Source organism: uncultured Clostridium sp., from assembly GCF_910588715.1.
In the GTDB taxonomy this organism is placed as follows: domain Bacteria; phylum Bacillota; class Clostridia; order Clostridiales; family Clostridiaceae; genus Clostridium.
The window spans coordinates 779,584-805,006 of record NZ_CAJURG010000001.1; the positions used below are offsets into that span (position 1 = coordinate 779,584).

At 27.3% G+C, this 25,423-nt stretch carries 27 protein-coding genes; 2 read left to right on the forward strand and 25 right to left on the reverse strand.

All coding sequences use genetic code 11. The features are described 5' to 3' along the window. Window positions 1–67: 67 nt before the first annotated feature. From ugpC to QZ321_RS03895, 6 genes are all read right to left on the reverse strand, one after another. Entirely contained in the window at window positions 68–1,150 is a 1,083-nt protein-coding gene (ugpC, locus tag QZ321_RS03870; RefSeq protein ID WP_291746700.1) for a sn-glycerol-3-phosphate ABC transporter ATP-binding protein UgpC, read from the reverse strand. A 17-nt stretch (window positions 1,151–1,167) separates the two neighbouring features. Beyond that, window positions 1,168–2,064, reverse strand: a complete 897-nt coding sequence (locus QZ321_RS03875; protein WP_291742346.1) for a sugar ABC transporter permease — start codon at window positions 2,062–2,064, stop codon at window positions 1,168–1,170. A 5-nt stretch (window positions 2,065–2,069) separates the two neighbouring features. After that, entirely contained in the window at window positions 2,070–4,157 is a 2,088-nt protein-coding gene (locus QZ321_RS03880; protein ID WP_291746704.1) for an ABC transporter permease subunit, read from the reverse strand. Between the two features lie 40 nt (window positions 4,158–4,197). Further along, window positions 4,198–4,659, reverse strand: a complete 462-nt coding sequence (locus QZ321_RS03885; RefSeq protein WP_291742341.1) for a hypothetical protein — start codon at window positions 4,657–4,659, stop codon at window positions 4,198–4,200. Between the two features lie 97 nt (window positions 4,660–4,756). Next, window positions 4,757–6,061 (reverse strand): hypothetical protein, encoded by a 1,305-nt coding sequence (locus tag QZ321_RS03890; RefSeq protein ID WP_291746707.1) that lies wholly within the window; start codon window positions 6,059–6,061, stop codon window positions 4,757–4,759. A 670-nt stretch (window positions 6,062–6,731) separates the two neighbouring features. Continuing rightward, window positions 6,732–7,055, reverse strand: coding sequence for a hypothetical protein (locus tag QZ321_RS03895; RefSeq protein WP_291746710.1), 324 nt, complete (start codon window positions 7,053–7,055; stop codon window positions 6,732–6,734). 181 nt (window positions 7,056–7,236) lie between these two features. Here QZ321_RS03895 and QZ321_RS03900 point away from each other — a divergent pair, with 181 nt between their 5' ends. Continuing rightward, the gene (locus QZ321_RS03900; protein WP_291746713.1) at window positions 7,237–7,503 is read left to right on the forward strand and encodes a hypothetical protein; all 267 of its coding nucleotides are present in this window, start codon (window positions 7,237–7,239) and stop codon (window positions 7,501–7,503) included. A 47-nt stretch (window positions 7,504–7,550) separates the two neighbouring features. On the opposite strand, the gene QZ321_RS03905 is transcribed toward QZ321_RS03900, so the two are convergent. The 7 genes from QZ321_RS03905 to QZ321_RS03935 form a co-directional block, all read right to left on the reverse strand. Next, on the reverse strand, window positions 7,551–8,054 hold the full coding sequence (locus tag QZ321_RS03905; protein ID WP_291746716.1) for an FUSC family protein: 504 nt from the start codon (window positions 8,052–8,054) through the stop codon (window positions 7,551–7,553). A 32-nt stretch (window positions 8,055–8,086) separates the two neighbouring features. Continuing rightward, window positions 8,087–8,707 (reverse strand): superoxide dismutase, encoded by a 621-nt coding sequence (locus QZ321_RS03910; RefSeq protein ID WP_291746717.1) that lies wholly within the window; start codon window positions 8,705–8,707, stop codon window positions 8,087–8,089. A gap of 105 nt (window positions 8,708–8,812) precedes the next feature. Further along, complete coding sequence (locus tag QZ321_RS03915) at window positions 8,813–9,409, reverse strand: zinc-ribbon domain containing protein (RefSeq protein ID WP_291746720.1); 597 nt, start codon at window positions 9,407–9,409, stop codon at window positions 8,813–8,815. 168 nt (window positions 9,410–9,577) lie between these two features. Continuing rightward, window positions 9,578–11,134 (reverse strand): ribosomal protection-like ABC-F family protein, encoded by a 1,557-nt coding sequence (gene abc-f / locus QZ321_RS03920; protein WP_291746723.1) that lies wholly within the window; start codon window positions 11,132–11,134, stop codon window positions 9,578–9,580. 103 nt (window positions 11,135–11,237) lie between these two features. After that, the gene (locus tag QZ321_RS03925) at window positions 11,238–11,795 is read right to left on the reverse strand and encodes a DUF3867 domain-containing protein (protein ID WP_291740672.1); all 558 of its coding nucleotides are present in this window, start codon (window positions 11,793–11,795) and stop codon (window positions 11,238–11,240) included. 120 nt (window positions 11,796–11,915) lie between these two features. Continuing rightward, window positions 11,916–12,968 (reverse strand): spermidine/putrescine ABC transporter substrate-binding protein, encoded by a 1,053-nt coding sequence (locus QZ321_RS03930; protein ID WP_291746727.1) that lies wholly within the window; start codon window positions 12,966–12,968, stop codon window positions 11,916–11,918. A gap of 173 nt (window positions 12,969–13,141) precedes the next feature. After that, a complete protein-coding gene (locus tag QZ321_RS03935) occupies window positions 13,142–13,519 on the reverse strand; it encodes a RidA family protein (RefSeq protein ID WP_291746730.1) in 378 nt (125 codons plus the stop codon). 201 nt (window positions 13,520–13,720) lie between these two features. Between QZ321_RS03935 and QZ321_RS03940 the strand changes: the two genes are divergently transcribed. After that, window positions 13,721–14,746 (forward strand): branched-chain amino acid aminotransferase, encoded by a 1,026-nt coding sequence (locus QZ321_RS03940; RefSeq protein WP_291746733.1) that lies wholly within the window; start codon window positions 13,721–13,723, stop codon window positions 14,744–14,746. A 60-nt stretch (window positions 14,747–14,806) separates the two neighbouring features. Here the strand turns inward: QZ321_RS03940 and QZ321_RS03945 are convergent, their stop codons facing one another. From QZ321_RS03945 to nrdG, 12 genes are all read right to left on the reverse strand, one after another. Continuing rightward, window positions 14,807–14,980 carry a (2Fe-2S)-binding protein gene (locus QZ321_RS03945; RefSeq protein WP_291740667.1) on the reverse strand — a complete coding sequence of 58 codons (174 nt, stop codon included), beginning with the start codon at window positions 14,978–14,980 and terminating at the stop codon, window positions 14,807–14,809. 36 nt (window positions 14,981–15,016) lie between these two features. After that, a complete protein-coding gene (locus QZ321_RS03950; protein ID WP_291740666.1) occupies window positions 15,017–15,202 on the reverse strand; it encodes a ferredoxin in 186 nt (61 codons plus the stop codon). Window positions 15,203–15,431: 229 nt separating this feature from the next. After that, window positions 15,432–16,217 carry a formate/nitrite transporter family protein gene (locus tag QZ321_RS03955; RefSeq protein ID WP_291740664.1) on the reverse strand — a complete coding sequence of 262 codons (786 nt, stop codon included), beginning with the start codon at window positions 16,215–16,217 and terminating at the stop codon, window positions 15,432–15,434. Window positions 16,218–16,422: 205 nt separating this feature from the next. Next, a complete protein-coding gene (locus QZ321_RS03960) occupies window positions 16,423–17,205 on the reverse strand; it encodes a sirohydrochlorin cobaltochelatase (protein WP_291746736.1) in 783 nt (260 codons plus the stop codon). 30 nt (window positions 17,206–17,235) lie between these two features. After that, on the reverse strand, window positions 17,236–18,510 hold the full coding sequence (hemL, locus tag QZ321_RS03965) for a glutamate-1-semialdehyde 2,1-aminomutase (RefSeq protein WP_291746737.1): 1,275 nt from the start codon (window positions 18,508–18,510) through the stop codon (window positions 17,236–17,238). A 3-nt stretch (window positions 18,511–18,513) separates the two neighbouring features. Further along, window positions 18,514–19,482, reverse strand: a complete 969-nt coding sequence (hemB, locus tag QZ321_RS03970) for a porphobilinogen synthase (RefSeq protein ID WP_291746739.1) — start codon at window positions 19,480–19,482, stop codon at window positions 18,514–18,516. After that, a complete protein-coding gene (gene cobA / locus QZ321_RS03975; protein ID WP_291746741.1) occupies window positions 19,475–20,956 on the reverse strand; it encodes a uroporphyrinogen-III C-methyltransferase in 1,482 nt (493 codons plus the stop codon). The genes hemB and cobA overlap by 8 nt, the downstream gene beginning before the upstream one ends. Before the next feature lie 41 nt (window positions 20,957–20,997). Next, a complete protein-coding gene (gene hemC, locus QZ321_RS03980; RefSeq protein ID WP_291740655.1) occupies window positions 20,998–21,870 on the reverse strand; it encodes a hydroxymethylbilane synthase in 873 nt (290 codons plus the stop codon). Continuing rightward, a complete protein-coding gene (locus tag QZ321_RS03985; RefSeq protein WP_291740653.1) occupies window positions 21,861–22,556 on the reverse strand; it encodes an NAD(P)-dependent oxidoreductase in 696 nt (231 codons plus the stop codon). Before QZ321_RS03985 ends, hemC begins: the two co-directional genes overlap by 10 nt. Then, window positions 22,517–23,719 carry a glutamyl-tRNA reductase gene (gene hemA / locus QZ321_RS03990; RefSeq protein WP_291740651.1) on the reverse strand — a complete coding sequence of 401 codons (1,203 nt, stop codon included), beginning with the start codon at window positions 23,717–23,719 and terminating at the stop codon, window positions 22,517–22,519. The genes QZ321_RS03985 and hemA overlap by 40 nt, the downstream gene beginning before the upstream one ends. A gap of 190 nt (window positions 23,720–23,909) precedes the next feature. Continuing rightward, window positions 23,910–24,677, reverse strand: coding sequence for a hypothetical protein (locus tag QZ321_RS03995; RefSeq protein ID WP_291740650.1), 768 nt, complete (start codon window positions 24,675–24,677; stop codon window positions 23,910–23,912). 153 nt (window positions 24,678–24,830) lie between these two features. Continuing rightward, complete coding sequence (nrdG, locus tag QZ321_RS04000) at window positions 24,831–25,328, reverse strand: anaerobic ribonucleoside-triphosphate reductase activating protein (RefSeq protein WP_291740649.1); 498 nt, start codon at window positions 25,326–25,328, stop codon at window positions 24,831–24,833. Between the last annotated feature and the right edge of the window lie 95 nt (window positions 25,329–25,423).

Below are 25,423 nucleotides of genomic sequence, written 5' to 3' on the forward strand. Positions count from 1 at the left end.
TATAACTACTAATTTAACTCATAAAAAAATTAGAGCTATATAAATAGCTCTAATTTAAAAATTAATATTAATTTATTCTTAATTCAGTTTCTGCATCAAAGAAATGTAACGCATTTAAATCAAATCCAAACTTATGCTTTTCTCCAGTTTCATATGAATGATATCCTGGAACTGTAATAACAAGTTCTTTTCCACTATTTAATTTAACATATAAAGTCTTTTCTTTACCTAAAACTTCTATTACATCAATTTTACATTCAAATGCAGCCTGTTCAGGTTCTCCAACAAATCTTTCTGAACGAATTCCTAAATAAACATCTTTACCATTATAACTAGCTAATGCTTTTAAATCCGTTTCTGATGGAACTACTGATATTAAACCATCTTCAGATACAAATTTCTTTCCATCCATTTTACCTTTAATCATGTTTATTGTAGGTGATCCAATGAATTTAGCAACAAACATGTTTTGTGGCTTTTCATAGAATTCAATTGGTTTACCAACTTGTTGAATTTTACCATCATTCATAAGAACAATCTTAGTTGCCATTGTCATAGCTTCTACTTGGTCATGTGTTACATAAATAGATGTAGTTCCAAGAGCTTTATGAATTCTAACTAATTCAACTCTCATATGCTCTCTTAACTTAGCATCTAAGTTAGAAAGAGGTTCATCCATTAAGAAAACACTTGGCTTTCTAACTATAGCTCTTCCTAATGCAACTCTTTGTCTTTGTCCCCCAGATATATCTGATGGTTTAGAATATAAATACTTTTCTATTTGAAGTAATTTAGCTGCTTCAGTAACACGTTCATTAATAACATTTTTTCTTTCTTTTCTCATTGATAATGAAAATGCCATGTTATCATAAACTGTCATGTGTGGATATAGAGCATAGCTTTGGAAAACCATAGCTATATCTCTATCCTTAGAAGCAAGTTTATTAACTCTCTTTTCACCAAATATTAAATCACCTTCAGTAATTGAGTTAAGACCTGCAATCATACGTAATAATGTAGTTTTACCACATCCAGATGGTCCTAAAATTACACAAAAGTCCTTATCTTCAATTTCTAAATTTATATGTCTTAAAGTAAAATCTTCTCTATTTTCGTATTTTTTCCCTATATTATTTAATGTTACCTTCATATCTACTATCTCCTATTCTATCCTTTTGTAGCCCCGTTTGAAAGACCTGATACTAATTGTTTTTGTAATACAACGAATAATATTACTATCGGTATTGCAGTTAAAAGTGCTCCTGCTGTAAAGGCTGGTTGGTTAATTGTACGCTCATCTGTTATAAGAGTTTGTAAACCAGCAGCTAATGTATAATCAGCTGATGAATTTAATAATACCTTTGGTAATAAATAGTCACCAAATGGTCCTATGAATGACCATAAACCTATTATTGCAAGCATTGGTCTTGCAATTGGCATAATTATAAGTCTGTATATCTTCATGCTAGAGCAACCATCAATTTTAGCTGCATCATCTAGCTCTGTAGATATTGAATCTAAATATCCCTTTAATATGATAGTGTTACCTGCTATACCTCCACCTGCATATATAAGAATAAGCATCATTTGTCTTGTAAAGCCTGGCATTATATCTGATGCAATAGAATACATTGTGAAGTATGCTGTAATTCCAACGAATGTTGGGATTGTTTGTATAAGCATAACTGTCATAAGAGATGCTTTTTTCCCTTTAAATCTATATCTTGAATAAGCATATCCAGTAAATGAAACCATTAAAATTACTAATACTGCTGTACTAATACTTACAAATAAAGTATTTGCCATCCATTTTAAATAAAGAGTATCTTCAAATAATGTTCTAAAGTGCTTTAATGAGAAAATAAATTCTCCACCAATTATAAGTCTATTTGCTTGTGCTCCATTAAATGATGATATTATAATTTGTGATATTGGCACTACTATAATCACTGCCCATAATATTAAGAAAGCATATGATATAGCTAGAGCTATTTTCCCTCCTACAGTAAGAGGTTGTTTATCAGAAAGATATAAATCATTCTTTTTCTTTTTAAATATACTCATCAATCTTACCCCCTCTTAAATGCATCTGTATTTCTATATCCTATATATGCAATTATCATAAGAACTACTGAAATAATAACTGTGATAGTTGCACCTATAGCTTGATATTGACTATTCATTGTTAATTTAAATATATAAGATATTAAAAGGTCTGATGAACCTGCTAAGTTACCATATTTACTTGGGTCAAAAGGTCCCCCGTTATTAAATAACGCTATGATACTATAGTTATTAAAGTTAAATGTATATTGACCAACTAAAAGTGGTGCTGTTTGGAATAACACTAGTGGTACTGTTATTTTACTTAACTTCTTAAAGCTTGTAGCTCCATCTATATCAGCAGCTTCATATAATTCTGCATTTATTGATTGAAGTACACCTGTAGATAATAAGAAAATATATGCACTACCAAGCCAAGCTTGAATACAAATTAATACTACTCTTATTACAAAAGGATCATTTTTTATTGAGAAATTTTCTCCTAAAACTTCTCTTAATGAATTAATTACTGTTCCACCATCTGCAAATAAAATACTAAAGAATAATATCGAAATAAATGCTGGAACTGCCCAAGGTAAAAGATAAATTGATCTAAATAATAATTTACCTTTAACTCTATCATTGTTAAGAACGATTGCTAAAATAAATCCTAAAGCTATTGCTAAACTTGTAGCACCTATAGTCCAAACTATAGTCCATCCAAGTATTCTCCAGAATATTGCACCTACCATACCTTGTCCTAAGAATATCATTTTATAATTCTTTAATGCTTCCCATCCAAATTTAGCTTGTGTATCTGGTCCCATTCCTGTAAATGATAAAAGTACAGTTGTTACAACAGGAATACACACTATAAATATAGTAATTATAGCAGCTGGTGATAAAACTAAATAAGGGAATCCATCTTCAAAAACAAATTGTTTAGTTTCTACCCAACTTCTATGTCTAGTACCCTTTATAGTATCTTTTTCTACTTTATTTGCATCTTTAAAGCATATAATCATTAAGAATATTCCAATTAATAATAAGAATATTGCTAATATACCTTCAATCATGAATATGATAGATCTATCTAATCTACCTCCACCTGCAGCTAAAGTAATAAGCCCTGCGATACCATCACCTTTATAGTTACCATATCCTAATGAATAAGGGATAGCAATCAAATATATATATATTGTTGCAAAGAACATAATTATCGATTTTATATATTGTTTATTAATTACTTGAGCAAGACCTGGAATTAAGAATGTAACCCAAGATACCCAAGGCATAGTTTTTTCAGTTTCAATTGGATAAACTCTTCTTAAATCTGCAACATTGATATTTACAGTATTAATTTTTTGTTTAACCGTTTTTGAAAGCTCATACTTCTTATTTTTTATAATTTCTTCGTTGTATGTTTTTTCACATTCAAACGATTTTACTAACACAATTTCTTTATATTTTCTTTTTAATTGTTTTATTGTGTTATCTTTTGCTTGTCCAGAAATTAAACCTTCTTTACATTTTGATTTAACTTCCTTAATTCTTTCTTGTAATTTCTTACTTTCTGCTTCCTTAAAGCCTTTAAATTCTTCATTAAACTTTTCATTTTTTACATTATCTAACTTTGAAAGTTTATTTTCCGCTTCTTTTAAATCCTTTGTACATTCTTTTGCAAACTCAATTACTGCTGGTATTTGAGCTATTTCTAACTTACTTTGTTCATAAATTAATTCTGCATCATAAGTTAATTTTACGTAATTTTGATAAAACTTAACCAAATCTTTAGCTTTAAATAATCTTACCTGTAAATTTTGTACACTCTTAGGTAAGCTTGTGTCCACCTTAGATTTATAATCATTTGTTTTATTTTTGATCTCTGCTAAAAATTCTTTTTCTTTTTTCTTATATTCTTCTAATTTTTTATTATAAGCATGATCTTTTTTATTTTTAACTAATTCATTTAATTTACTTTTTAATTCTTCTTTTTCTTTACCATTTGCAGCTTCAATTTTTTCTTGTAAAACCGAAACTTCATAAAGGTATAAATTTTTTCTATCATACTCACGATTAATGTTATCATATAAATACTTATTAATTTTTTTCAAAACCCCATTACCTCCTTTTATACCCTCTGAATAACTTTAATTATATACTTCTAATATTACTTAAACACTTCCATAAGTAAATCATTGTTAAAGCTAAAGCTAAATAACCAATTCCACTCCCAATAAATAGTATTGAATAAAACTTTTCTGTTAAAATTGTTAATGCAAATGCTCCTACTAATACTACACTCCAAATCATTACAAATAATTTATTTACCCTAAGTCGTGTAAAAGTAAAATAACTATGAATTAAAACTGCTATCGGAGTTATTACCCTAACAAAGAATGTTGCAATACATATATTTAAATATGTTGAATATAATTGGTTTGTTGTTTGAGTTAATAAATCTTCACCTAAATTCCCATTGGATAACCACATATTAAATAAACTTGTATCCTTTGCTTTAATTAACATCTCTAATGATGTAAACATAATAGTTACTGCACATATTGCTGCAATTGTATAAAATGTTCCCTTTGGCATTTCTATACTATCTCTCATGTGGCCCTCCCTCAAAATTTATATTTGCTTTTGTATTTTAATCTCATTAAAAGGGGAATTTAATTCCCCCTTTTAAAATTTAGATTTTTTCAATCTCTTAGTTGAAGTTAGCCATCATACCCTTGAATGAAGCTTTAACTTCATTGTATGCTGCTTCTGCATTTGCAGGGTTCTTAGCTGACCATGATAATAAAGCATTTTGCCAAGTTTCCCAAACTTGTCCATATTCACTGAATAAAGGTCTGTTTATAGAAACTTCATATCCTTCATAAGTTGCTTCTATAACCTTTAATTGTAATTCATCAATTCCTGTATAGTTTTCAAGTGTAGCATTTTCTAATACTTTACCAGTTGCTTCAAATAATTCTTTTGCATTATTTGGATTTACTATTTCTTTAATGAAAGCTTGTGCAACTTCCATTTGAGCTTCGTTTTCTTCACATCTTGCATTTATACCAAGACCCCATCCACCTTTCCAGTGTTTTAATGGTTGTCCATTAAATGTGATTTGGCTTAATGGAATAATTTCCATATTTTCAGAACTTCCTACTAATTCTTTAACAGAAGTTGTTGCCCAAGGTCCATCGATTTTTACAACATCGCTTCCACCAGTTTTGAATTGTTCATCAATATATCCACCAGCTGCATCCTTGTCCCATAAAGATGTATTATTTTCTTTATGACCTTTCCAGTAGTTATATAGACCTTCAAATAATGATTTTTGAGCATCTGTTAATTCAGACCATTCTTTAGTTGCATCAGTTGTTAACTCTTTAGTTAATAATTCAAATTCTGCTGAGTTAGTAAATGCAACTCCAAACCAAGCATCATGAACTGTTGTTAATATTTGATTATAAGCTAAATCTGTAAATTCTATAGTTTTAGTTGTGTCTATGTTTGCAGCCTTAGCATTTTCAACATTTACGTATCCAACTAATGTTTCTATGTTATAAGGGAAAGCTAAGTATTCTCCATCAATTGCAAAGTTTCCACCTAAACCATTATCAAAGTTAGCAAATCCTCCAACTTCTTCTGCCATTTCCTTAGCAGGCATAGAAGCTAAAACGTGGTTTTTTGCTAATCCATATAATCTATCTGCTGGTAAAGCAAATACGTCTGCAATATCTGAGTTAGTTGGGTCTGTTTGATCTAAAACGTCTAAATGATCAAATGCCCCTGTTTCAATTAATTCAATTGTTGCATTTGGATATTTTTCAACTACTGTTTCTTTAACCTTTTCATAGTAAGGCATCCATTCTTTTTCAGCTTGAACCTTTAAAGTTACTTTTTCCCCAGCTGCTGATCCTGTTCCAACATTGTCTTTGTTCTTATCACTTGATCCACAAGCTACAAAGTTTATTGAAGTAGCTGCTACAAGTAATGTAACTAATAGTTTTTTCATAATATTCTCCTCCACCTTTTAAAAAATCTATTTATTTAAAGTTAATTAAATTTAACTTAAATACACCTTTACCATAAGAAACCGATTCCAAATGTTAATAAAATAAATAGTTTCTTTTATCACTATTTTTATTTGTAAATAATCGAAACATACTTAAAATTCTATGTAATTGATTTCATTAAATTTTACTAAAAATTATCTCTATTTTTATCAACTACGTTTATCAATTCTTCAATAACCATTTTGGGTATCGTTTCCATTTTTTCATTAACAAAAATTATAAAATTATTACCTGTTATTTTTTTGAATATTTTATGTTTTTTTCTTTGTTTATGTTTACATTGTAATAAATTTTACAAAACTAGTCAATAATATTCCTAAATTTTCTTTAATTAAATTTTATCTTTATATTGTTATGTTAAATATATCCTTTTATTAAAAAAATTTTAATTAATTTCCTCTAATAAAACATTTTTATTTGTATATATAATAATGTACATTATTGATTTAATTGTCTGTAAAATTGAATATATATTACCGAAATTTTATATTTTATTAATTTAACCTTAATGTAATAATACTTATATTTTAATATAAAAAAGATAGGACTTTTAAAAATTCCCATCTTTTTCTATAATAATTTATTTTTAATTAGCTATAATTTATTATTTTAAATATATTTAAATTTACATTCGGAAAAATCAAAATAATCTCTATATTCAAATCTACATATGTCCTCAAAATTATCTTCATTCCAGAAGTTATTTCCTATTATATTATTAGAGTTAACTAATTCATTTATTTCATTATAATCTATTGTATTTTTATTATACTTTAAGCAAGATTTTAAACATTTTAATATATCTGATTTTTCCCCTTTCTTTTCTAAACTTTTAGAATCTGTATTTACTATTAAATCTTTTACTCTAAACTCATTATTTTTAGAACCTATTTTTTCCTTAATTACTAAAAGTGTCATAACCTTTATTTTCATTAAACCCACTTCCTTTCTTGTATCCCTTTACATATTTAATATATATTCATTTTATTTTTAAATAGTACAAATATTTTTTAATTTTGAAATGGTAATAAAAACAACGTATTTTTATTTTAAATTAACATAAAACAAATATATAAAATACTTTTTTATATTATTATTTTATAGGAGGAAAGAAATGAAAAAATATAAAAGCCATAAAATTGAAGAAGTAATTAAAAGAAATGATGATGATCTTAACTTACATGAAATAAAAGCTAAAACCGGTGCGGGAAATGGATATAAAAATATTACTACAAACTTAGAAGCTGGCGAAGAAATATGTGACTGTAAAAGATCACATAAAAGCCATAAAATTAAACATATTATAAACAAACATGACGGTAACTTAAACTTACATCAAATAAAAGCTAAAACTGGTGCTGGTAGTGGATATAAACACTAATTTTATTTAAAAAATAATAGACTACTTTTTATTTATAAAGTAGTCTATTATTTTTTAAAAGGAATCTTAATAATATTTATTCCAAGTGCTATAACTATTCCTATCATTGTATCTAATACTCTATTAAAAACAAAAAAATATGGATTTTTATCACTAAGGTGATTTACAACTATACTCAAGAAAACTACACATGAAAAATATGTTGATTTTTTCTTATTTATTAATACTGTCGTATATATAACTGGTATTAATAATATAGATATTGATAAATATCTAATAAAATCATTTTTAAAAGGTAAGAAATAATATTCTAGTAATATGGTTATTAACCCATAAAATGCTCCTATCATTGTTCCTAATGTTCTTTGAATTGCATTTGCCTTTATATTGCTAGAATATGGCTGCATACACCATAAAACTGATAATGCAGTATAAAAAGGAGTTCCTTCCTTTCCTCTAATTAAATAAATAATAAATCCTAACAGGACTCCAACTGATGATTTAATAATATTTATATCTGTTTTTGGAATCTCTGTTAATTTAATTTTCATTGATATCACCTATGTTTATATAAATCTTAGTTTTATTTATGACATTCTTTTATATAATTTTCTTCAACCTTTGACCAATCTAATAAATTCCAAATGTTTTTTATATAGTTAACTCTTAAATTTTTATATTTTAAATAATATGCATGTTCCCATACATCAATTGCAAGTATAGGTTTCATTTTGAAAATTAATGGTGAATCTTGATTAGATGTTGAAAGTACTTCTAATTCTCCTCTTTCATTAACTACAAGCCATGAATATCCTGAACCAAACTGATCTAATGCTCTCTTTGATAATTCATCTTTTAATTTATCTAAATCTCCATATTTTTTGTTAATTTCTTTTAATAATTTACCACTTGGATGTTTTTTGGGCTTCTTTGACAGAATTGAGAAGTATAAGTTATGATTAGCTACTCCCCCTCCTTGATTAATGACCTCTTTTCTTATTTCTTTAGGTATTTTTTCAACATTAAAAAGTATTTCTTCTAATGTTTTTCCTTCTGTAAATTTTTCATAACCTTCTAGTGCTTTATTTAATTTATCTACATATCCTTGTAAATGTTTTGTATAGTGTATACATACCGTTTCCGTATCTATATACGGTTCTAAATCCTTATATTTATATTGTAATGTCCATTTATCATATATCATATAAACCCCTCCCCTTATTTTACTAATATTTTATTTAATATATTTATATTCATAAATATATTAAATAAAAAAAGAGTTAGCATAAATACTAACTCTTATTATATATTATTGTCTATTATAATAGTTTATTCCATCACTTGGCTTAAAATATGTTCTAATATATCCATCTTTAGATACAAATACTATTTCATTTTTGCTTTCATTATAGTATATACTATCTCCATCTTCCGCTTCTGTTTTATGCTTTGATGAAGGTGAATTTATAACTTCATTTGCACCTTTTAAGTATTCCTCTTTATTTTTATAGTTAAATTCATTTCCGTGCTTTTTAAAGTGATCTTCCCACATTGTTTCATTACGGAATTGAAGAGAAACAGTAGCTTTTTCACTTCCAAAATTTTTCTCTATATCTTGCCAATTAATATCTATATTAAATAATTTACCTAAAAGTAAAACTACAAGTACTAATCCGGCAGCTATAATACTTTTAAATGTTTTTTTCTTATTATCATTTTTATAACTTGTAGTAGTATTTTCACTTTTAATATTATTTGTACTACATTCTTTATTATTGTTTTTATTTTCTTTCCTGCACTCACTACATCTCTTTGGTAATTCTAAGTTTTTTTCATTAAAGAATTTAATTTCTGAATCTGATAATGTAAATTCTTTTCCACATTGTTTACAATTTCTTTTAATCACACTTTTCCTCCAATTATTTTTTAAGCAATAAAATTTTAGCTTTATTATATATTTAATATGTTAACATAAATTTTAAAAAACGTCTTTATTTAAAGTACAAAAAAAGCCTTAGTTATTCATAACTAAGACCTTTTTTATTCAATATCACTAATGTCTAGTTGTGGCTTACTATACTACCTTAGTAGTCCACTCCTCACAGTTCCAAATATCTGTTACAACATCTTTATAAAACTCCGGTTCGTGACATACAAGTAATATACTTCCCTTATATTCTTTTAAAGCTCTCTTAAGCTCCTCTTTTGCTTCAACATCTAAGTGGTTAGTAGGCTCGTCTAATATTAAAATATTAGTTTCTTCATTGATTAGCTTACATAATCTAACCTTTGCTTGTTCTCCACCACTTAATACACATACCTTACTTTCAATATGCTTAGTTGTTAAACCACACTTAGCAAGAGCTGATCTTACTTCATATTGAGTTTTAGAAGGGAATTTTTCCCAAACCTCTTCAATACAAGTATTATAATTAGCATCCTTTATTTCTTGTTCAAAATAACCAATTTGTTGATATTCACCCAAATTAGCTTCTCCACTTAATGAAGGAATTAATCCCATTAAGCTTTTAAGAAGAGTAGTTTTACCAAGTCCATTAGCTCCAACTAAAGCAATCTTTTGTCCTCTTTCCATATAAAGATTAAGAGGCTTAGTTAAGGCTTCATTATATCCAATTACTAAATCTTTAGTTTCAAAAATAACCTTACCTGAAGTTCTTCCCTTTAAGAAATTAAACTCTGGCTTTGGTTTTTCTGCTGCAAGTTCAATCATTTCCATCTTATCAAGCTTCTTTTGTCTAGCTTTTGCCATACCACTAGTTGCAACTCTAGCTTTATTTCTTGCAACGAAATCCTTAAGTTGCGCAACTTCTTGCTGTTGTCTTTCGTAGGCTGCTTCTAATTGTGCCTTATTAGCTTCATAAATTCTTTGGAATTCATAATAATCTCCAACATATCTAGTAAGCTTTTTATTTTCAACATGATAAATTAAATTAATAACCGAATTTAAAAACGGAATATCATGTGAAATTAATATAAATGCGTTTTCATAAGATTGCAGGAATCTTTTTAACCATTCAATATGAGCTTCATCTAAGTAGTTTGTAGGCTCGTCTAATAAAAGAATATCAGGATTTTCAAGTAAAAGCTTACCTAATAAAACTTTTGTTCTTTGACCACCACTAAGTTCAGTAACATCTCTATCAAGACCTACATCTAAAAGTCCTAACCCCTTAGCAACTTCTTCAGCCTTAGCATCTATAACATAAAATCCATTATTGTCTAACATATCTTGAATAACTGCTGTTCTTTCTAGAGCTTTATTCATTTCATCTTCGTCCATTTCGCCCATTCTTCCATAAAGCTCATTCATTTCAGTTTCCATGTCAAATAAATATTTAAATGCACTTCTAAGTACATCCCTTATAGTTAAGCCCTTTTCAAGTTCAGCATGTTGATCCATATATCCAACTCTAACTCTATTGCTCCAAATAACTTTTCCTTCATCTGGCATTAACTTACTTGTTATTATATTCATAAATGTAGATTTACCTTCACCATTAGCTCCAATTAAACCTACATGTTCTCCCTTAAGTAATCTAAATGATACATCTTCAAATATTGCTCTATCACCAAATCCATGGCTTATATTTTTAACTGTTAAAACGCTCATTATTATCCTCCGTTAGTAAAAAAATAAGGAGTGATTTGATTCATCACACCTTATTTATTATACATTAATTTAAATCAAAATAAATAGAAATTTGTTTCTATTTTTAGTAATCATACTCTTTAGAATTTTCACAAATTGAAATCTTAAGTAAATCATTATCTACAGTCTTTTTATATGAACATAAAAACTCATTTAACTCATTATCTGTCAAATCAATTAATCCTTCACTTTTTAAAATAACATTATGGGCATCTAATAAAATTGTAAGATTATTTTTATCATTCTTTATACTATATTCTGTAGCCCCTTTAACCTTAAGTCTACTTTTATATTTTTCTTGAAAGCTTAAAGTTCTACGTGTTCTTTCATAATCTGCTGGATTAGTTGATATATTTTCTAACCCTAAAGATTTTAATTGCTCTTCAAATCCTGACGCATCTATTCCGTATCTTTCCATAAGCTTTGTTTGCATTTTTAAGAATTTATCTGGAGAAAGATTATTTTTCTCCATATATTCTCCTAATTCTCTAGAAAATTCAGCCATATTAATCTTACCTTCGGCCATTTTATAGTATAAAGAATAAATATATGATTCAAAATGATCTACATCTTTATCATTAACTCTATTTTTAAGCTCATTAAAGTCAATTATTTTATCCATATTCTCTCCTCCTAAGCTCATACCTTTTATAAGTATTATATACCAAAACATTTAAATTTTCTACAAAACTAAAATTATAAATTCTTAACTCTATAACAACTTAATTTTATATAAATATATTTATCCCTTTACCTTCATCCAAACATCATCATACATTTTAAGTTCATCTTGAGTTAAATACTTATAACCTTCACATTTATCCATTATTTCTTTTGGAATGTAAGCTCCCTTATTGTTTTTAACATTATCAGGTTGCTTAAGCATAGCTTCTTTATTTGGTGTAGTATATCCTATTTCTTCTGCTATTTTATATGCATTATCTGTATCACATAAGAAATTAATAAATGTTTCTGCTGCTTCCTTATTTTCAGTTCCTTTAGGTATTACTAAAGAATCTATCCAGAAGTTTGCTCCTTCTTTTGGGACAACATATTCTAAATAATCATACTCATCAGCTAAATTAAGTCCTTCTCCTGACCATATCATAGCTATAGCCCTCTCCCCTGATATCATTAAATCCTTAACATTATCAGCACCATAAATAGTTCCTAATTCTTTTTGTTTTATCAATGCTTCTTCTGCTTCTTTAAGTTGTTCTGGGTCTGTACTATTTAAAGGATATCCTAACATTTTAAGAGCCATTCCTATAGCATCCCTTTGTGAATCTAAAACAAATATTTCATCTCTATATTCTGGGTTCCACATATCCTTCCAACTATCTACATTTTCTTTTATTATATCTTTGTTATATACGATTCCTATTGTTCCATTCATATATGGAAGTGAATAAATATTTCCCTCATCAAATGGTCTGTCTAAATTATCTTCTGAAAGCTTAATCCAATTAGGTATAGCATCCTTATCTAATTTTTCTAACCTATCTTCTGCTATAAGCCTTTCAACCATATAATCCCCAGGTACAGCTACATCATATTGTGTTTTTCCTGAAATAAGTTCTTGATACATAGCTTCATTGTCATCAACAAAGATTTCATTTACACCTATATTATATTTTTCTTGAAATTCATCTATAAGTCCTTCGGCTATATTTTCTCCCCAATTTAAAAAGTTAATAGTAACATCATACTTTTTCTTATTACAAGCTACAAATGAATTTGCAACGAATAAAACACTTAAAACTACTGCTATAAATTTAAATTTTCTTTTTTTCATAACTTATACTTCCTTTCTAAAATACTATAATAAATATTCTTATATAGACAATAAATATACTATAAAAATATTTTTTCCCAATAATGCTATTTTACAAATATATAATTTACTATATTTAAAAAAAATAAAAAAGACCTTTAGGTCTTTTTATTAATAATTATTATTTTTTAATATTATTTAGTTGCTATAGCTTCTATTTCTATAACTGCATCTTTAGGTAATTTTGCTACTTGAACACAACTTCTTGCTGGTTTATTTTCAGCAAAATATTCTCCATAAACTTCATTTACTATATCAAAATCATTTAAATCTTTTAAAAAGATACTTGTCTTAACTACATTTTCTAAAGATGTTCCTGCTTCCTCTAATATTGCCTTAACATTTTCCATTGATTGTTTAGTTGCAAGTCTTATATCACTCTCCATAACCCCTGTATGTGGATCGATTGGAATTTGCCCAGATGTATAAACAAAATCACCTACTATAATTCCTTGTGAATATGGACCTATTGCTTTTGGAGCATTATCTGTATAAATAATTTCCTTTTTCAATTCTTTTCCTCCTTATCATATATTAATATATGTATTTATTATACATCTAGATTAATATATATCAACTATACCTTATTAAAACTTTTAACTTTAATCTGATTCTTAAATTATTTTTTGGTATAAATTTCAATATTTTTTATTTAAGATTTTCATTATTAGTGGTAAAATAAATAATTAAGAAAATAAAATGGGGGTATTTAAATGACTAATAAAGTAAATATTGATTGGAACAACTTAGGTTTTGAGTATATCAAAACTGATTTTCGTTATATTTCAACTTGGAAAGATGGTAAATGGGATGAGGGGCATTTAACTGAAGATAATATACTTCATATAAGTGAAGCTTCTTGCGCTCTTCATTATGGTCAACAATGCTTTGAAGGGTTAAAAGCCTATAGAACTAAAAATGGTGATATTCAGCTTTTTAGACCTGATAGAAATGCAGCAAGACTTAATGATAGTCTTAATAAATTACTTATGCCTGAAATTCCTGAAGAAAAATTTATAGATGCTTGCATGCAAGTTGTTAAAGCAAATAAAGATTATGTTCCTCCATATGGAACAGGTGCTACTTTGTACTTAAGACCCTTTGTTATTGGGGTTGGTGATAATATAGGTGTTAAACCTGCACCAGAATATATATTTTGTGTATTTTGCCTACCTGTTGGAGCATACTTTAAAGGTGGTATGACACCCTGTAACTTTATGATTGCAGATTATGACAGAGCTGCTCCTCATGGAACTGGCGGACAAAAGGTTGGTGGTAATTATGCCTCTTCAATGCATCCACATAAAATAGCTGCTGATAGGGGATTTGCAGATTGCATATATTTAGATCCTGCTACTAGAACATATATTGAGGAAGTTGGGGCTGCTAATTTCTTTGGAATTACAAAAAATAATGAATTTGTTACTCCTAAATCACCATCAGTATTACCAAGCATAACTAAATACTCATTAATTGAAATTGCAGAAAAGTATTTAGACATGCCTGTATATGAAAGAAAGGTACCAATAAGCTCCCTTGATGAATTTAAAGAAGCTGGTGCTTGTGGTACTGCAGCAGTTATTACACCAATTGGAGGAATTGAATATAAAGATAAACTTCACGTATTTTATAGTGAAACTGAAGTTGGCCCAATTACTAAAGAACTTTATAGAATTCTTTGTGGAATTCAATTTGGAGATGTTGAAGCTCCAGAAGGTTGGATTTTTAAAGTTGAATAATTAATATTAATAAAATAAGGTAGAGTATCTTCTTTTACACTCTACCTTAATAATTAAAAATTATTTATTCTTTTCAATTAATAATTCAATATTACATTTACATCTTCCGCCACGGCATCCACCAGCACCTGCACCAGTTTCTTCCTTAACTTCTTCAAAAGACGTTGCTCCATTTTTTATTGCTTCAACAATTTGTTCTTCTGATATTCCTCTACATAAACATACCTTTGACATAAAATCAATCTCCTTTTTCTTTAATAATAAAATTAATTACTCTTCTATTGAAATAGCTTGTACCGGACAACCATCACAAGCTTCTCTTGCACCATCTTCAAATTCAGCTGCAACATCTTCAACTGCAACTGCAACACCAGTATCAAGTGAGAATATATCTGGACATACTCCTTCACATAATCCACAGCTTATACATACATTTTCATCAACAAATGCTTTCATTTTATTTCTCCTCTCTTTAAAATGGAATTTTCTTCTCATATTTATTATGTTCTAATACTCATTATTTGTCAATATTTATTTCTTACTATTTTAATCTACTTTAAATTTAAAAATAAAAAAGCTATTAATATTGAGTTTTTCAACTCAATATTAATAGCTTTCTTATTATTATATATAATTTTTATTTATAGGCTATATAAAATTTTTTTCATATAACACTTCTCATATATTAAGCCGTTTTCTTCTCTTTAGTTATGAAGTAGTATGGTAAACCAACAAATAATACTCCACCAACAAAGTTTCCTAATGAAACCCAAAGTAAGTTATGAGCCATTCCCATAATGCTAACATCAGCTCCATGTGGTAACAATAATCCCATAGTAAGGAATCCCATATTAGCAACACTATGCTCAAATCCAGCTGTTATAAATGTAAACAAGCACCACCAAATCATTAATATTTTAGCAGTTTCTTCTTTTAGTTTATATGCCATCCAAGTTGCAAGACAAACTAAAACATTACATAATAAACCTCTTAAAAATAATTCCATTCCTGGAGTATTCATTTTTGTAGCAACATTATTTACAATAAATTCTCCAATGTATTCACTTTTACCATTTGCAAGACCAGCTTGTATATATAAAAATGCTCCAACAACTCCACCAATTAAATTTCCTATCCAAACTACAACCCAAATCTTAACTGCATCTAACCAAGTTACTTTTTTTTCTAAAGCTCCTATAGTCATTATCATTGCATTACTTGTAAATAAATCTCCACCACACATAAAAACTAAGCTTAAAGCAACTCCAAAACATGCTCCCATTAATATTTTGTAAGTTCCTACTTCTGCATGATGCATTATTCCGCCAATAGAATAAATTAACATAATTCCTAAGCTTACAAAAAAGCTTCCTAAAAATGCAGATGTTAAATATTTAGCAATACTTCTATTAAGTAAACCAATTTTAACTTCTGCAGAGTGAGTTAAATTATCAATTTCTCTCTTGTACATATTTACACCTCTACCTAATAATAATTAATCTTTGTATTTTTTATCACAATTATATATGATACAACTTTTTTCTTAACTTTTCAAACAAAAACTTCCATTACTTAAAATTTAATCAAACTATCAATAATAAAGGTTTACTTTTATAATAAATAAAGAGATTCTAAAAAGAATCTCTTTATTTATTAATTAATTTATTTATTATTAACTATTTTAAAATAACTTCATTAATATTGCTTATATACAATTTTCTAATTTTTTCATATTGAAGTAGGGAATTTTCGTTAATAGTTGCATTAATATTTTTTTCTTTTAACATTTCTATCCAAGATTTATCTCCAATAGATATATCTGATACAACATGCTTTCCTGGAATTATAAATAGTGGCTTTATTATTAAATTATTAACTTTATCTTTTATTAACATTTCAATAGTATTATCTATTGTTTTTTCACCTTCTAATGTTGCCATATAAACTTTTTTATGAGTAATTTCCCTAACAGACTCCTCTATCAAATCATATAGTTTGTTAGAACTAGTTTTTGAGCCATGACCTACTAATAAAATATTATCATCAGATATGTTTTCTGAAATTATACTTCCAACTTCATAAACTTCTTTACTTAAATTATCACCTTCATCATTAAACAATGCTTTACTAATTATTAGTTTTTCCATTGAATATTTATATTCATTGACAATTTCTTCAATTTGTCTTTTATCTCTTCCACTCATTATGTGTAATGGCTGTATTATTACTTCTTCATATCCTTGATTAACTAAATTAAAAAGTACTTTATTTAAATGTAATACTATATAGTTATGTCTTTCTTTTAAAAGTTCAATAATTTTATTAGATGTAAAAGCCTTAAATATTGTATACTCTTTTCCAAAATAATTATTTAAATCTTTTTCTAAAAGTCCTATGCTTTTTTTAATTCCTTCTAAATTTGTACTACCAAAAGCCACTAAAACTATTGCCTTACTCATAAAATATCCCCCTTTATATTAGTTAATAATTTAAACTTTTAATGTTCTAAATGCTTCTAGGAACTTATCAATATGCTCCTCTGTATGAACAGCACTTAAAAACATTGATTCAAATTGAGATTGTGGTATATTAAATCCGCTGTTTAACATATGCAAGAAATACTTTTTAAACATTTCTAAATCACAGCTTTTTGCGTCGTCATAGCTTCTTACTGGATTTCTATCAGTAAAGAATACTGTCATCATTCCCCCAACTCTATTTACTGTTAATTTTATACCCTTTTCTCTTGCTATTTCTTCGATTCCTCTTTGAAGTTTATCACCTATTTTATTTATATGATTATATATCTCTTGATTTTCCTTAAGTATATTAAGTGTTGATATTCCAGCTGCCATAACAACAGGATTACCAGACATAGTTCCAGCTTGATATACACCTCCAAGTGGTGATAATTTTTTCATTATGTCACGTCTTCCACCATATACTCCACAAGGAAGACCTCCACCTATTATTTTAGCGTATGTAATTAAATCTGGCTTTACATTAAATAAGCTTTGAGCTCCTTTATACGCAACTCTAAATCCACTCATAACTTCATCAAATATTAATAATGATCCATACTCATCACATAATACTCTTAAAGTTTCCATGAATTGATCTTCTGCCTTTACAACTCCCATATTACCAGCTACGGGCTCAATTATAACTGCTGCAATATCATCTCCATAGGCCTCAAATAGTCCTCTTACTTGTTCCATATCATTATAAATACCAACTAAAGTATTTTTTATACTATCATTAGGTATTCCTAAACATCCAGCTATTCCTTCAGTTAATACTCCAGAACCTGCTTCAACTAAAAAGCCATCAAAATGCCCATGATAACATCCTGCAAATTTTATAATTTTATTTTTTCCAGTATATCCCCTAGCAAGCTTTATTGCACTCATAGTAGCTTCTGTACCTGAGTTAACAAACCTAACCATTTCAACGTTATCCATTTCTTCACATAAGAATCTACTCATTTGAAGTTCTAATTCTGTTGGAGCTCCAAAGGCTATTGCACTTTCAGAAATTTCTTTTATTGCTTTTACTACTTCTTCATTGCAATGTCCTAATAACATTGGTCCCCATGCTAAAACGAAATCTATATATTCTTTTCCATCTTCATCTTTTATTATTACGCCTTTTCCTGACTTCATAACTGGAGGGTCTATTCCCATATCTCTATAAGCTCTTACTGGAGAATTAACTCCACCAGGCATATATTTTTTTGATTCTTCAAAAATTTCTTTACTAGACATTTATTAATCCTCCTTAAGCCACTTTGCTGCTTCTAGGGCATAGTAAGTTATTATCATCTTAGCTCCTGCTCTTTTCATAGATAAAAGCATTTCTAAAGCTACTAGTTTTTCATTTATAAGCCCTGCTTCTCCTGCATTTTTTACCATAGCATATTCACCACTAACATTATAAACACATATAGGTGCATTTATTTTATCTCTAGCTTCTTTTACTATATCAAGATAAGACATTGCAGGTTTAACCATTATTATATCTGCACCTTCATTTAAATCAGCTTCTATTTCCGCCATTGCTTCTCTAGAATTTGCTGGGTCCATTTGATAGCCCTTTCTATCTCCAAAACTTGGAGCAGAACCTGCTGCTTCTCTAAATGGTCCATAAAATGCTGATGAATATTTAGCTGCATAACTCATAATAGGTAAATTTTCATATCCATTTTCATCTAAAACATTTCTTATGTATGATATTCTACCATCCATCATATCTGAAGGGGCAACCATGTCAGCTCCAGCTTTAGCATGTGATAATGCTATTTTTCCTAAATATACTAAAGTTTTATCATTATTTACATTATCTTTATTTAATATTCCACAATGTCCATGGTCTGTATATTCACACATACAAACATCAGTAATTATATATAAGTCATTGCTTAATTCTCTTAATTTTCTTATAGCCTTTTGAACTATTCCATTTTCATTATAAGCTTCACTTCCTACACAATCTTTATGGTCAGGAATTCCAAACAATATTACAGATTTAACCTTAGCTTCATTTAGTTCATTAACTAATTCTCCTAATCTATCAATAGACCAATGATAATTTCCCTTTAAAGAACTAATTTCCCTTTTTATATTATTTCCTTCAACTACAAATACAGGATAAATAAAATCATCTACACTTAAAGAATTTTCTCTTACTAAACTTCTTATTGCAGAATTTACTCTTAATCTTCTACCTCTTCTAAACAATATCTTCCGCCTCCTTAAAATCTATTATTTCCTTAAGGAATCCTTCCTCTGAATGTTTCTTGCACATAAAGCACTTCATATCCTTTTCTCTTATTGCTTTTGCTGTTTGAGGACCTATTGCAATAAGCTTCTTTTTACTTATAGCTTCTATGCCTAACATATCAATCATATTTATTACTGTGCTTGGACTTGTAAATAATACATAATCAACTTCATCAAATACTCTTTTATTTTTTAATGTACCGCACACGGTGTCATATGTATGAACTCTATCTACTTCTAACCCTAATTTGCTTATTTCATCAATTAAATAATTTCTACTACTTGATGAGCATGGAATTAACACCTTTTCTCCTTTAACTAAATGCGGTGCTAAAACTTTAAATAATCCTTCCCCAACAAACTCTCTTGCCATTACAAATGGTACTATTCCTCTTTTAATTAATGCTTTCTTGGTAGCCTTACCAATTACAGAAAATTTAGCTTTTAAATTTCTAACATCATAATTTTCTTCTATTAAATAATCGAAGAAATTATTTACACCATTTACTGATGTTAAAAGAATATGATCATAAGTAGAAAGTTTTTCTAAATAAGGTTTTAAATTTTCTTTAGTTGGATTAATTTTTATTGAATTTATTTCTGTTACTTCTGCACCTAACTCCTTTAAAGAACTTCTTAAACTAGAGCTTTGTTCTCTTGATCTAGTTATACATATATTAGTTCCAAATAAAGGTTTCTCTTCATACCAAGATAACTTTTCATTTAAATTTACCACTTCACCAACAACAATTATACAAGGTGATTTTAAATTTGCTTTTCTTGCCTCTTCAGAAATATTTTCTAATCTTCCAATTACTTTTCTTTGCTTAGACGAAGTACCTCTCATTACAACTGCTGCTGGTGTTGTTTTTTCTTTTCCATTGTTAATTAGGTTACTTACTATTCTTTCTATATTTTCAAGACCCATCATAAAAACAAGAGTACCATTTTCCTTTGCTAATGCTTCCCAATTTATTTTCTCACTTGCACTTGTCATACCAGTTACAATATGAAAGCTTTGTGCTATAGCCCTTTGAGTTATTGGAATCCCTGCATAATTTAAAACAGATATTGGTGATGTTACCCCTGGTATTACTTCAAAGTTTAAATTTTCTTCAACAAGTGATAATACCTCTTCTCCACCTCTTCCAAAAACGTAAGGGTCTCCACCTTTTACTCTTCCAACTATATGTCCTTCTTTAACAAGTTTAACTAACATTTCGTTTATTTCATCTTGTGTTTTATAATGAGCTCCTGGCTCCTTTCCACAATAATAAATTAAACAATCTTCATTTAAATAATTTAAAATATTATTAGAAACTAATCTATCATAAAGTACTGCTGTACACTTTTCTAATACTCGAACCGCCTTAATAGTTAATAAATCTTCATCACCTGGCCCAGTTCCTATTATATAAGCTTTTCCCTTCATAATTAATGCCTACCTTCTTCTTTATTTTATGTATTTTAAATTTACGCTCTTAATATTTTGTGAGCTAATTTTTTCCCAAGTTCAATATGTTCATCTTTATTTCCTAAAATATCTTTTTTAATTATTTTTCCATTAACTTCATAAATTCCTATTATATACATATCATTTCCTTGAAGTTTTGCATATGCTCCAATTAAACTATGGCATCCACCATTTAGCTCTCTCATAAAACTTCTTTCAGCTTCTACGGCTATCCTTACATTCTTATCATCTAAACTCCTAAAATAACTATTATATTGACTATTCCTTAAACACTCTATCCCTAATGCTCCTTGAGATACAGCAGGGACAAATATTTCTGGATTTAAATAATCACTAATTATGTCTTCCATTCCTAGCCTTTTTAAACCTGCAGCTGCTAGTATTATTCCATCCATACCTTCATTTTTCATTTTTTCAATTCTAGTTCCAACATTTCCTCTTATAGGAACAATATTAATATCATCTCTTAAAGCTTTTAATTGAGCTGATCTTCTTATACTACTTGTTCCAATTATTGCACCTTTTCTTAATTCACTTAACTTTTCTCCATTTTGACATACAAGCACATCTCTTACATCTTCTCTCTCTGGCATTGCTACTAATTCAAAATCTTCTCCCATTTCATAAGGAACATCTTTCATTGAATGTACAGCAGCATGTGCTTTTCCATCTAATAAAGCTAATTCTATATCTTTTGTAAATAATCCTTTTCCCCCTATCTTATCTAGTGTTACATCTAACCTTTTATCCCCTTCTGTTACTACTAATAACTTTTTACTTTCCATATCAACCTTATCTTTTAATAGCTTCATAACAGTATCTGTTTGAGTTTGGGCTAATAAACTTTTTCTAGTTGCTAAAATTAATTCCATATGTACTCCTCTTCCTTCCCTAAGGATTTTATCTTAATAACTATATCTTCATCATAAAATAATTTAAATACTTCAAAAATCTTACCTTTATCATAAAAAAACTTACAATCACTACTGTTTATAAACTTTAATAAATCATCCTTAATTTCTTTATCTAAAATTAATGAATTTCTTATTTTTCCTGTCAATCTTATATATTCATCAAACTCTTGTAAAGATTTAGTGATAGATTCTGCAACCATTACTGAGCCTCTAGGATTACCAACCTTAGTATTTACAGCTACAGTAATAAATTTGCTTTCCCTTGTAACTGGTACTACCCCCATACCTTCTTTAAATTTTGATGAATTTATATAAATTTTATGTAGTTTTTTGCAATCTTTTTTAATATTATTTACTACTATACTATCATCAATAGCAATTATTATTAAATGCTTATCTAATAAAAACTCTCTATTATATTTTCCTTTTATTAGTTTTACTTTATCCTTATCAAATTTATAAAAATCCTCTAAAAAATCTAATGCTAAAACTTCTATATTACTTCCCTTATTATAAAAGTTTATTACTTTAATTAATGCACCTCTTCCTGCCCCTATTACTCCAATTTTAAGCTTTTCTCCAAAAAGAGTTATTGGTGCATAACTTAATTCTCCATGAAGATTTGCTTTAAGATATTTAGGCATTCCTCTTCACGCCCTTCTAACTTTTCTTTCTTTAATAATTTTATAGCTCTATTTATATAATAATCCGATGTGCTTTTTATCAATGTTTTAGCTAAATCAATATCCTTTTTATCCTTGCATTTATGTTCAAAAGATTTAACTCTACTTTTTACAACATTATTTCCTGTATTCTTCATTTCATGTATATAATATGTAACTTCTCTAATATTTAACCAATCTTTATAATCATTTAAATATTTATCAATCAAAAATTTATATTCGTTCATTTTTTCATCTCTTAATTTTTTATTATGTACATCTAATTTACTTATGGTATCTATATCAAATAAAGTTACTCTTTTATTTTTATATAAAGATTTATCAACGTCTCTTGGTAATGCTAAATCAATTATCATTAGCTCTTTTCCAAATTTATTTATATAATCATCTTTTATAATAATATGAGGAGCTGATGTGCAACTTATAATTGCATCTACATCATTAATAAATTTTCTATATTCATTAAAATCTAAAATGCTAACTCTTTCATCTTTTAAATTTTGTACTTTATCTTTATTTCTTACAACAATAAATATTCTTTCAAATTTACTTCCAAGGGCATATTTTACCACTAAACTGCCTATAGTTCCATATCCTATTACCATAATACTCTTTGCATCAAAGTATTCAGCTTCATTTACTGCAATAGATGATGAGGATACTGGTATTTCATATAATTTACTTTCTGTTCTAAACTTTTTTCCACAGCTTATTGCTTCTTCAAACAATCTTAAAAGTTTTGTATGTATAGCATTATGCTCTAAACTTAACTCATATGCTTGTTTTACCTGACCTAATATTTGGTCTTCTCCTAATATCTTAGAGTGGAATCCACAAGCCACTTCTAATAAATGCTTAGCTACATTTATACCTTCAAGATGAAAAGTATACTCTAAAAGTGAGGTATCCCAATCTAACAATTCAAATATATTTTTTATTTCCTTTTCAATTCCTAAGCATCCTGAAATATAAATTTCTGTTCTATTACATGTGCTTATTATTACTACTTCTTCATATAACTTATTTAATTCCCTTAATGCTTTTGATTGCTTACTTAATGAAATTGCTAACTTTTCTCTTATGTTTATATCAACATTTTTTCTTACTCCTATAAGACCTAACACTTAATCACCACTTTTCTAATATACAACTTTATATTTTTGTAAATTACCTTCATAAAAAAATTAAGGAAGTATCCTCCCTTAACTTTTTTATTATAATACTAAATAAAGTTTTAATCATTACTTTTGTATAATTAAAGTTTTAAATGATTAATATAATTTTATTTAATTACGTATTTTTTATATAATTTTATTAAGATTTAACGTTTTTTCTTTTTTTAATGTAATAAAAAATAGGTGTTAATATTATCAAAATAATTATTGCTAAATAAATTAATATATTTTTTAAATTAGGTGCTTTAAATCCTATAATTATACTATTACTTTCATTTAAATCATTTACTGTATAAGAATAATTTATAGTTTTATTATTAATTATCTCATCAGCATTTGTATCTATTATTTTAATAGGCATAGATATTGATACATCAATTGGGATATCTCCAATTAAAACACCTATGTTTTTGTTTACTAAACTTCCAAAATCTAACCCTAAATTATTATTTATATTACTATTTATATAATCACTAATAATATCTATTGCACTTTCATTAAGTTTAAGTGTTATTTTATATTTATCAAGAAAAATTCCATTTTCTTTATCTTCAATTATACTAAAATAATCACTACTTAAATTTGATATTTCATCTATTTTTACTTTATTAGTAGATACATTTACTTCCTCTATGTTAAAATTTCCTTCTTTTGATTTAATTATTTCTCCAAAATCTACTTTATCAGAAATACCATCTTCAACTTTATTAATTATTTTTGACATTAAATCATTGTTTACTAATTTACCTATAACATCATCATAATAAACTTTTATTTTTGTGTCACTAGTTCCGTTAATATTAATTGAAGTGTCTGTACTTACTTTTATATCACCACACCCAATTAATATTAATGATGTAGTAATTATTAATATTAAAATCAATATATATTTTTTTATTCTCCTCATATCTTCTACCCTTTCCTTATAAAATACAATATATTAATAGTATAATTAATTTTATGATTTTTAACATAATTTATAATATCTCGATAAATAAAAAAATTACAATACTAAAAGATTCCTTATTATTTTTAGCATTGTAATTAATTTTATTTATTTTTATAATATTTCTACTATATTATCTTGTTCTAAGGACTTTTTTACATCTATTACTCTTTGATTCGATGAACCCCTATATTTAAGCATTATATCTCTTTTATCTATTTCAAATTTTCCATCTATTAAGACATCTACTTCTTTTAATAAATTTAATCTTTTAGGATTACTAATTATCTCTTCAAATTTATATCCTGACCAAACCCAAATAGGTTTATTTGTTTCAATCTTTATTCTTTTTAAAAGATTTAATAATGTATCATCCATTATTTGTTGCATAGGTTCTCCACCTAATATATTTACTCCTTTTATTTGTCTTGACTTAGTTAATTCAATAAACATATCTTCGACTTCTTTAGTAAATTCATTCCCATAATTAAAATCTTGTTGCTCTTTATTGAAACACCCATCACAATTATGTGTACATCCACTTACAAAAAGCGTTGTTCGTATTCCTGGGCCATTTGTTACATCTAGTTTTCTAATTTTAGCATATTTCATTAAAAACACCTCACATTTAATTAATAAAGCTCTAATCTTATTTTTAATGCTTCCAAAATTATTATATAAAAAAATGAGAGGTAAAACTCTCATTT

Excerpts from the sequence above, each read along its gene's own strand:
- ugpC (WP_291746700.1), bottom strand. The coding sequence starts at position 1,150 with ATGAAGGTAACATTAAATAATATAGGGAAAAAATACGAAAATAGAGAA.
- QZ321_RS03875 (WP_291742346.1), bottom strand. The coding sequence starts at position 2,064 with ATGAGTATATTTAAAAAGAAAAAGAATGATTTATATCTTTCTGATAAA.
- QZ321_RS03885 (WP_291742341.1), bottom strand. The coding sequence starts at position 4,659 with ATGAGAGATAGTATAGAAATGCCAAAGGGAACATTTTATACAATTGCA.
- QZ321_RS03890 (WP_291746707.1), bottom strand. The coding sequence starts at position 6,061 with ATGAAAAAACTATTAGTTACATTACTTGTAGCAGCTACTTCAATAAAC.
- QZ321_RS03895 (WP_291746710.1), bottom strand. The coding sequence starts at position 7,055 with ATGAAAATAAAGGTTATGACACTTTTAGTAATTAAGGAAAAAATAGGT.
- QZ321_RS03900 (WP_291746713.1), top strand. The coding sequence starts at position 7,237 with ATGAAAAAATATAAAAGCCATAAAATTGAAGAAGTAATTAAAAGAAAT.
- QZ321_RS03905 (WP_291746716.1), bottom strand. The coding sequence starts at position 8,054 with ATGAAAATTAAATTAACAGAGATTCCAAAAACAGATATAAATATTATT.
- QZ321_RS03910 (WP_291746717.1), bottom strand. The coding sequence starts at position 8,707 with ATGATATATGATAAATGGACATTACAATATAAATATAAGGATTTAGAA.
- abc-f (WP_291746723.1), bottom strand. The coding sequence starts at position 11,134 with ATGAGCGTTTTAACAGTTAAAAATATAAGCCATGGATTTGGTGATAGA.
- QZ321_RS03925 (WP_291740672.1), bottom strand. The coding sequence starts at position 11,795 with ATGGATAAAATAATTGACTTTAATGAGCTTAAAAATAGAGTTAATGAT.
- QZ321_RS03930 (WP_291746727.1), bottom strand. The coding sequence starts at position 12,968 with ATGAAAAAAAGAAAATTTAAATTTATAGCAGTAGTTTTAAGTGTTTTA.
- QZ321_RS03940 (WP_291746733.1), top strand. The coding sequence starts at position 13,721 with ATGACTAATAAAGTAAATATTGATTGGAACAACTTAGGTTTTGAGTAT.
- QZ321_RS03945 (WP_291740667.1), bottom strand. The coding sequence starts at position 14,980 with ATGTCAAAGGTATGTTTATGTAGAGGAATATCAGAAGAACAAATTGTT.
- QZ321_RS03950 (WP_291740666.1), bottom strand. The coding sequence starts at position 15,202 with ATGAAAGCATTTGTTGATGAAAATGTATGTATAAGCTGTGGATTATGT.
- QZ321_RS03955 (WP_291740664.1), bottom strand. The coding sequence starts at position 16,217 with ATGTACAAGAGAGAAATTGATAATTTAACTCACTCTGCAGAAGTTAAA.
- QZ321_RS03960 (WP_291746736.1), bottom strand. The coding sequence starts at position 17,205 with ATGAGTAAGGCAATAGTTTTAGTGGCTTTTGGTAGTACAAATTTAGAA.
- hemL (WP_291746737.1), bottom strand. The coding sequence starts at position 18,510 with ATGTCTAGTAAAGAAATTTTTGAAGAATCAAAAAAATATATGCCTGGT.
- cobA (WP_291746741.1), bottom strand. The coding sequence starts at position 20,956 with ATGAAGGGAAAAGCTTATATAATAGGAACTGGGCCAGGTGATGAAGAT.
- hemC (WP_291740655.1), bottom strand. The coding sequence starts at position 21,870 with ATGGAATTAATTTTAGCAACTAGAAAAAGTTTATTAGCCCAAACTCAA.
- QZ321_RS03985 (WP_291740653.1), bottom strand. The coding sequence starts at position 22,556 with ATGCCTAAATATCTTAAAGCAAATCTTCATGGAGAATTAAGTTATGCA.
- QZ321_RS03995 (WP_291740650.1), bottom strand. The coding sequence starts at position 24,677 with ATGAGGAGAATAAAAAAATATATATTGATTTTAATATTAATAATTACT.
- nrdG (WP_291740649.1), bottom strand. The coding sequence starts at position 25,328 with ATGAAATATGCTAAAATTAGAAAACTAGATGTAACAAATGGCCCAGGA.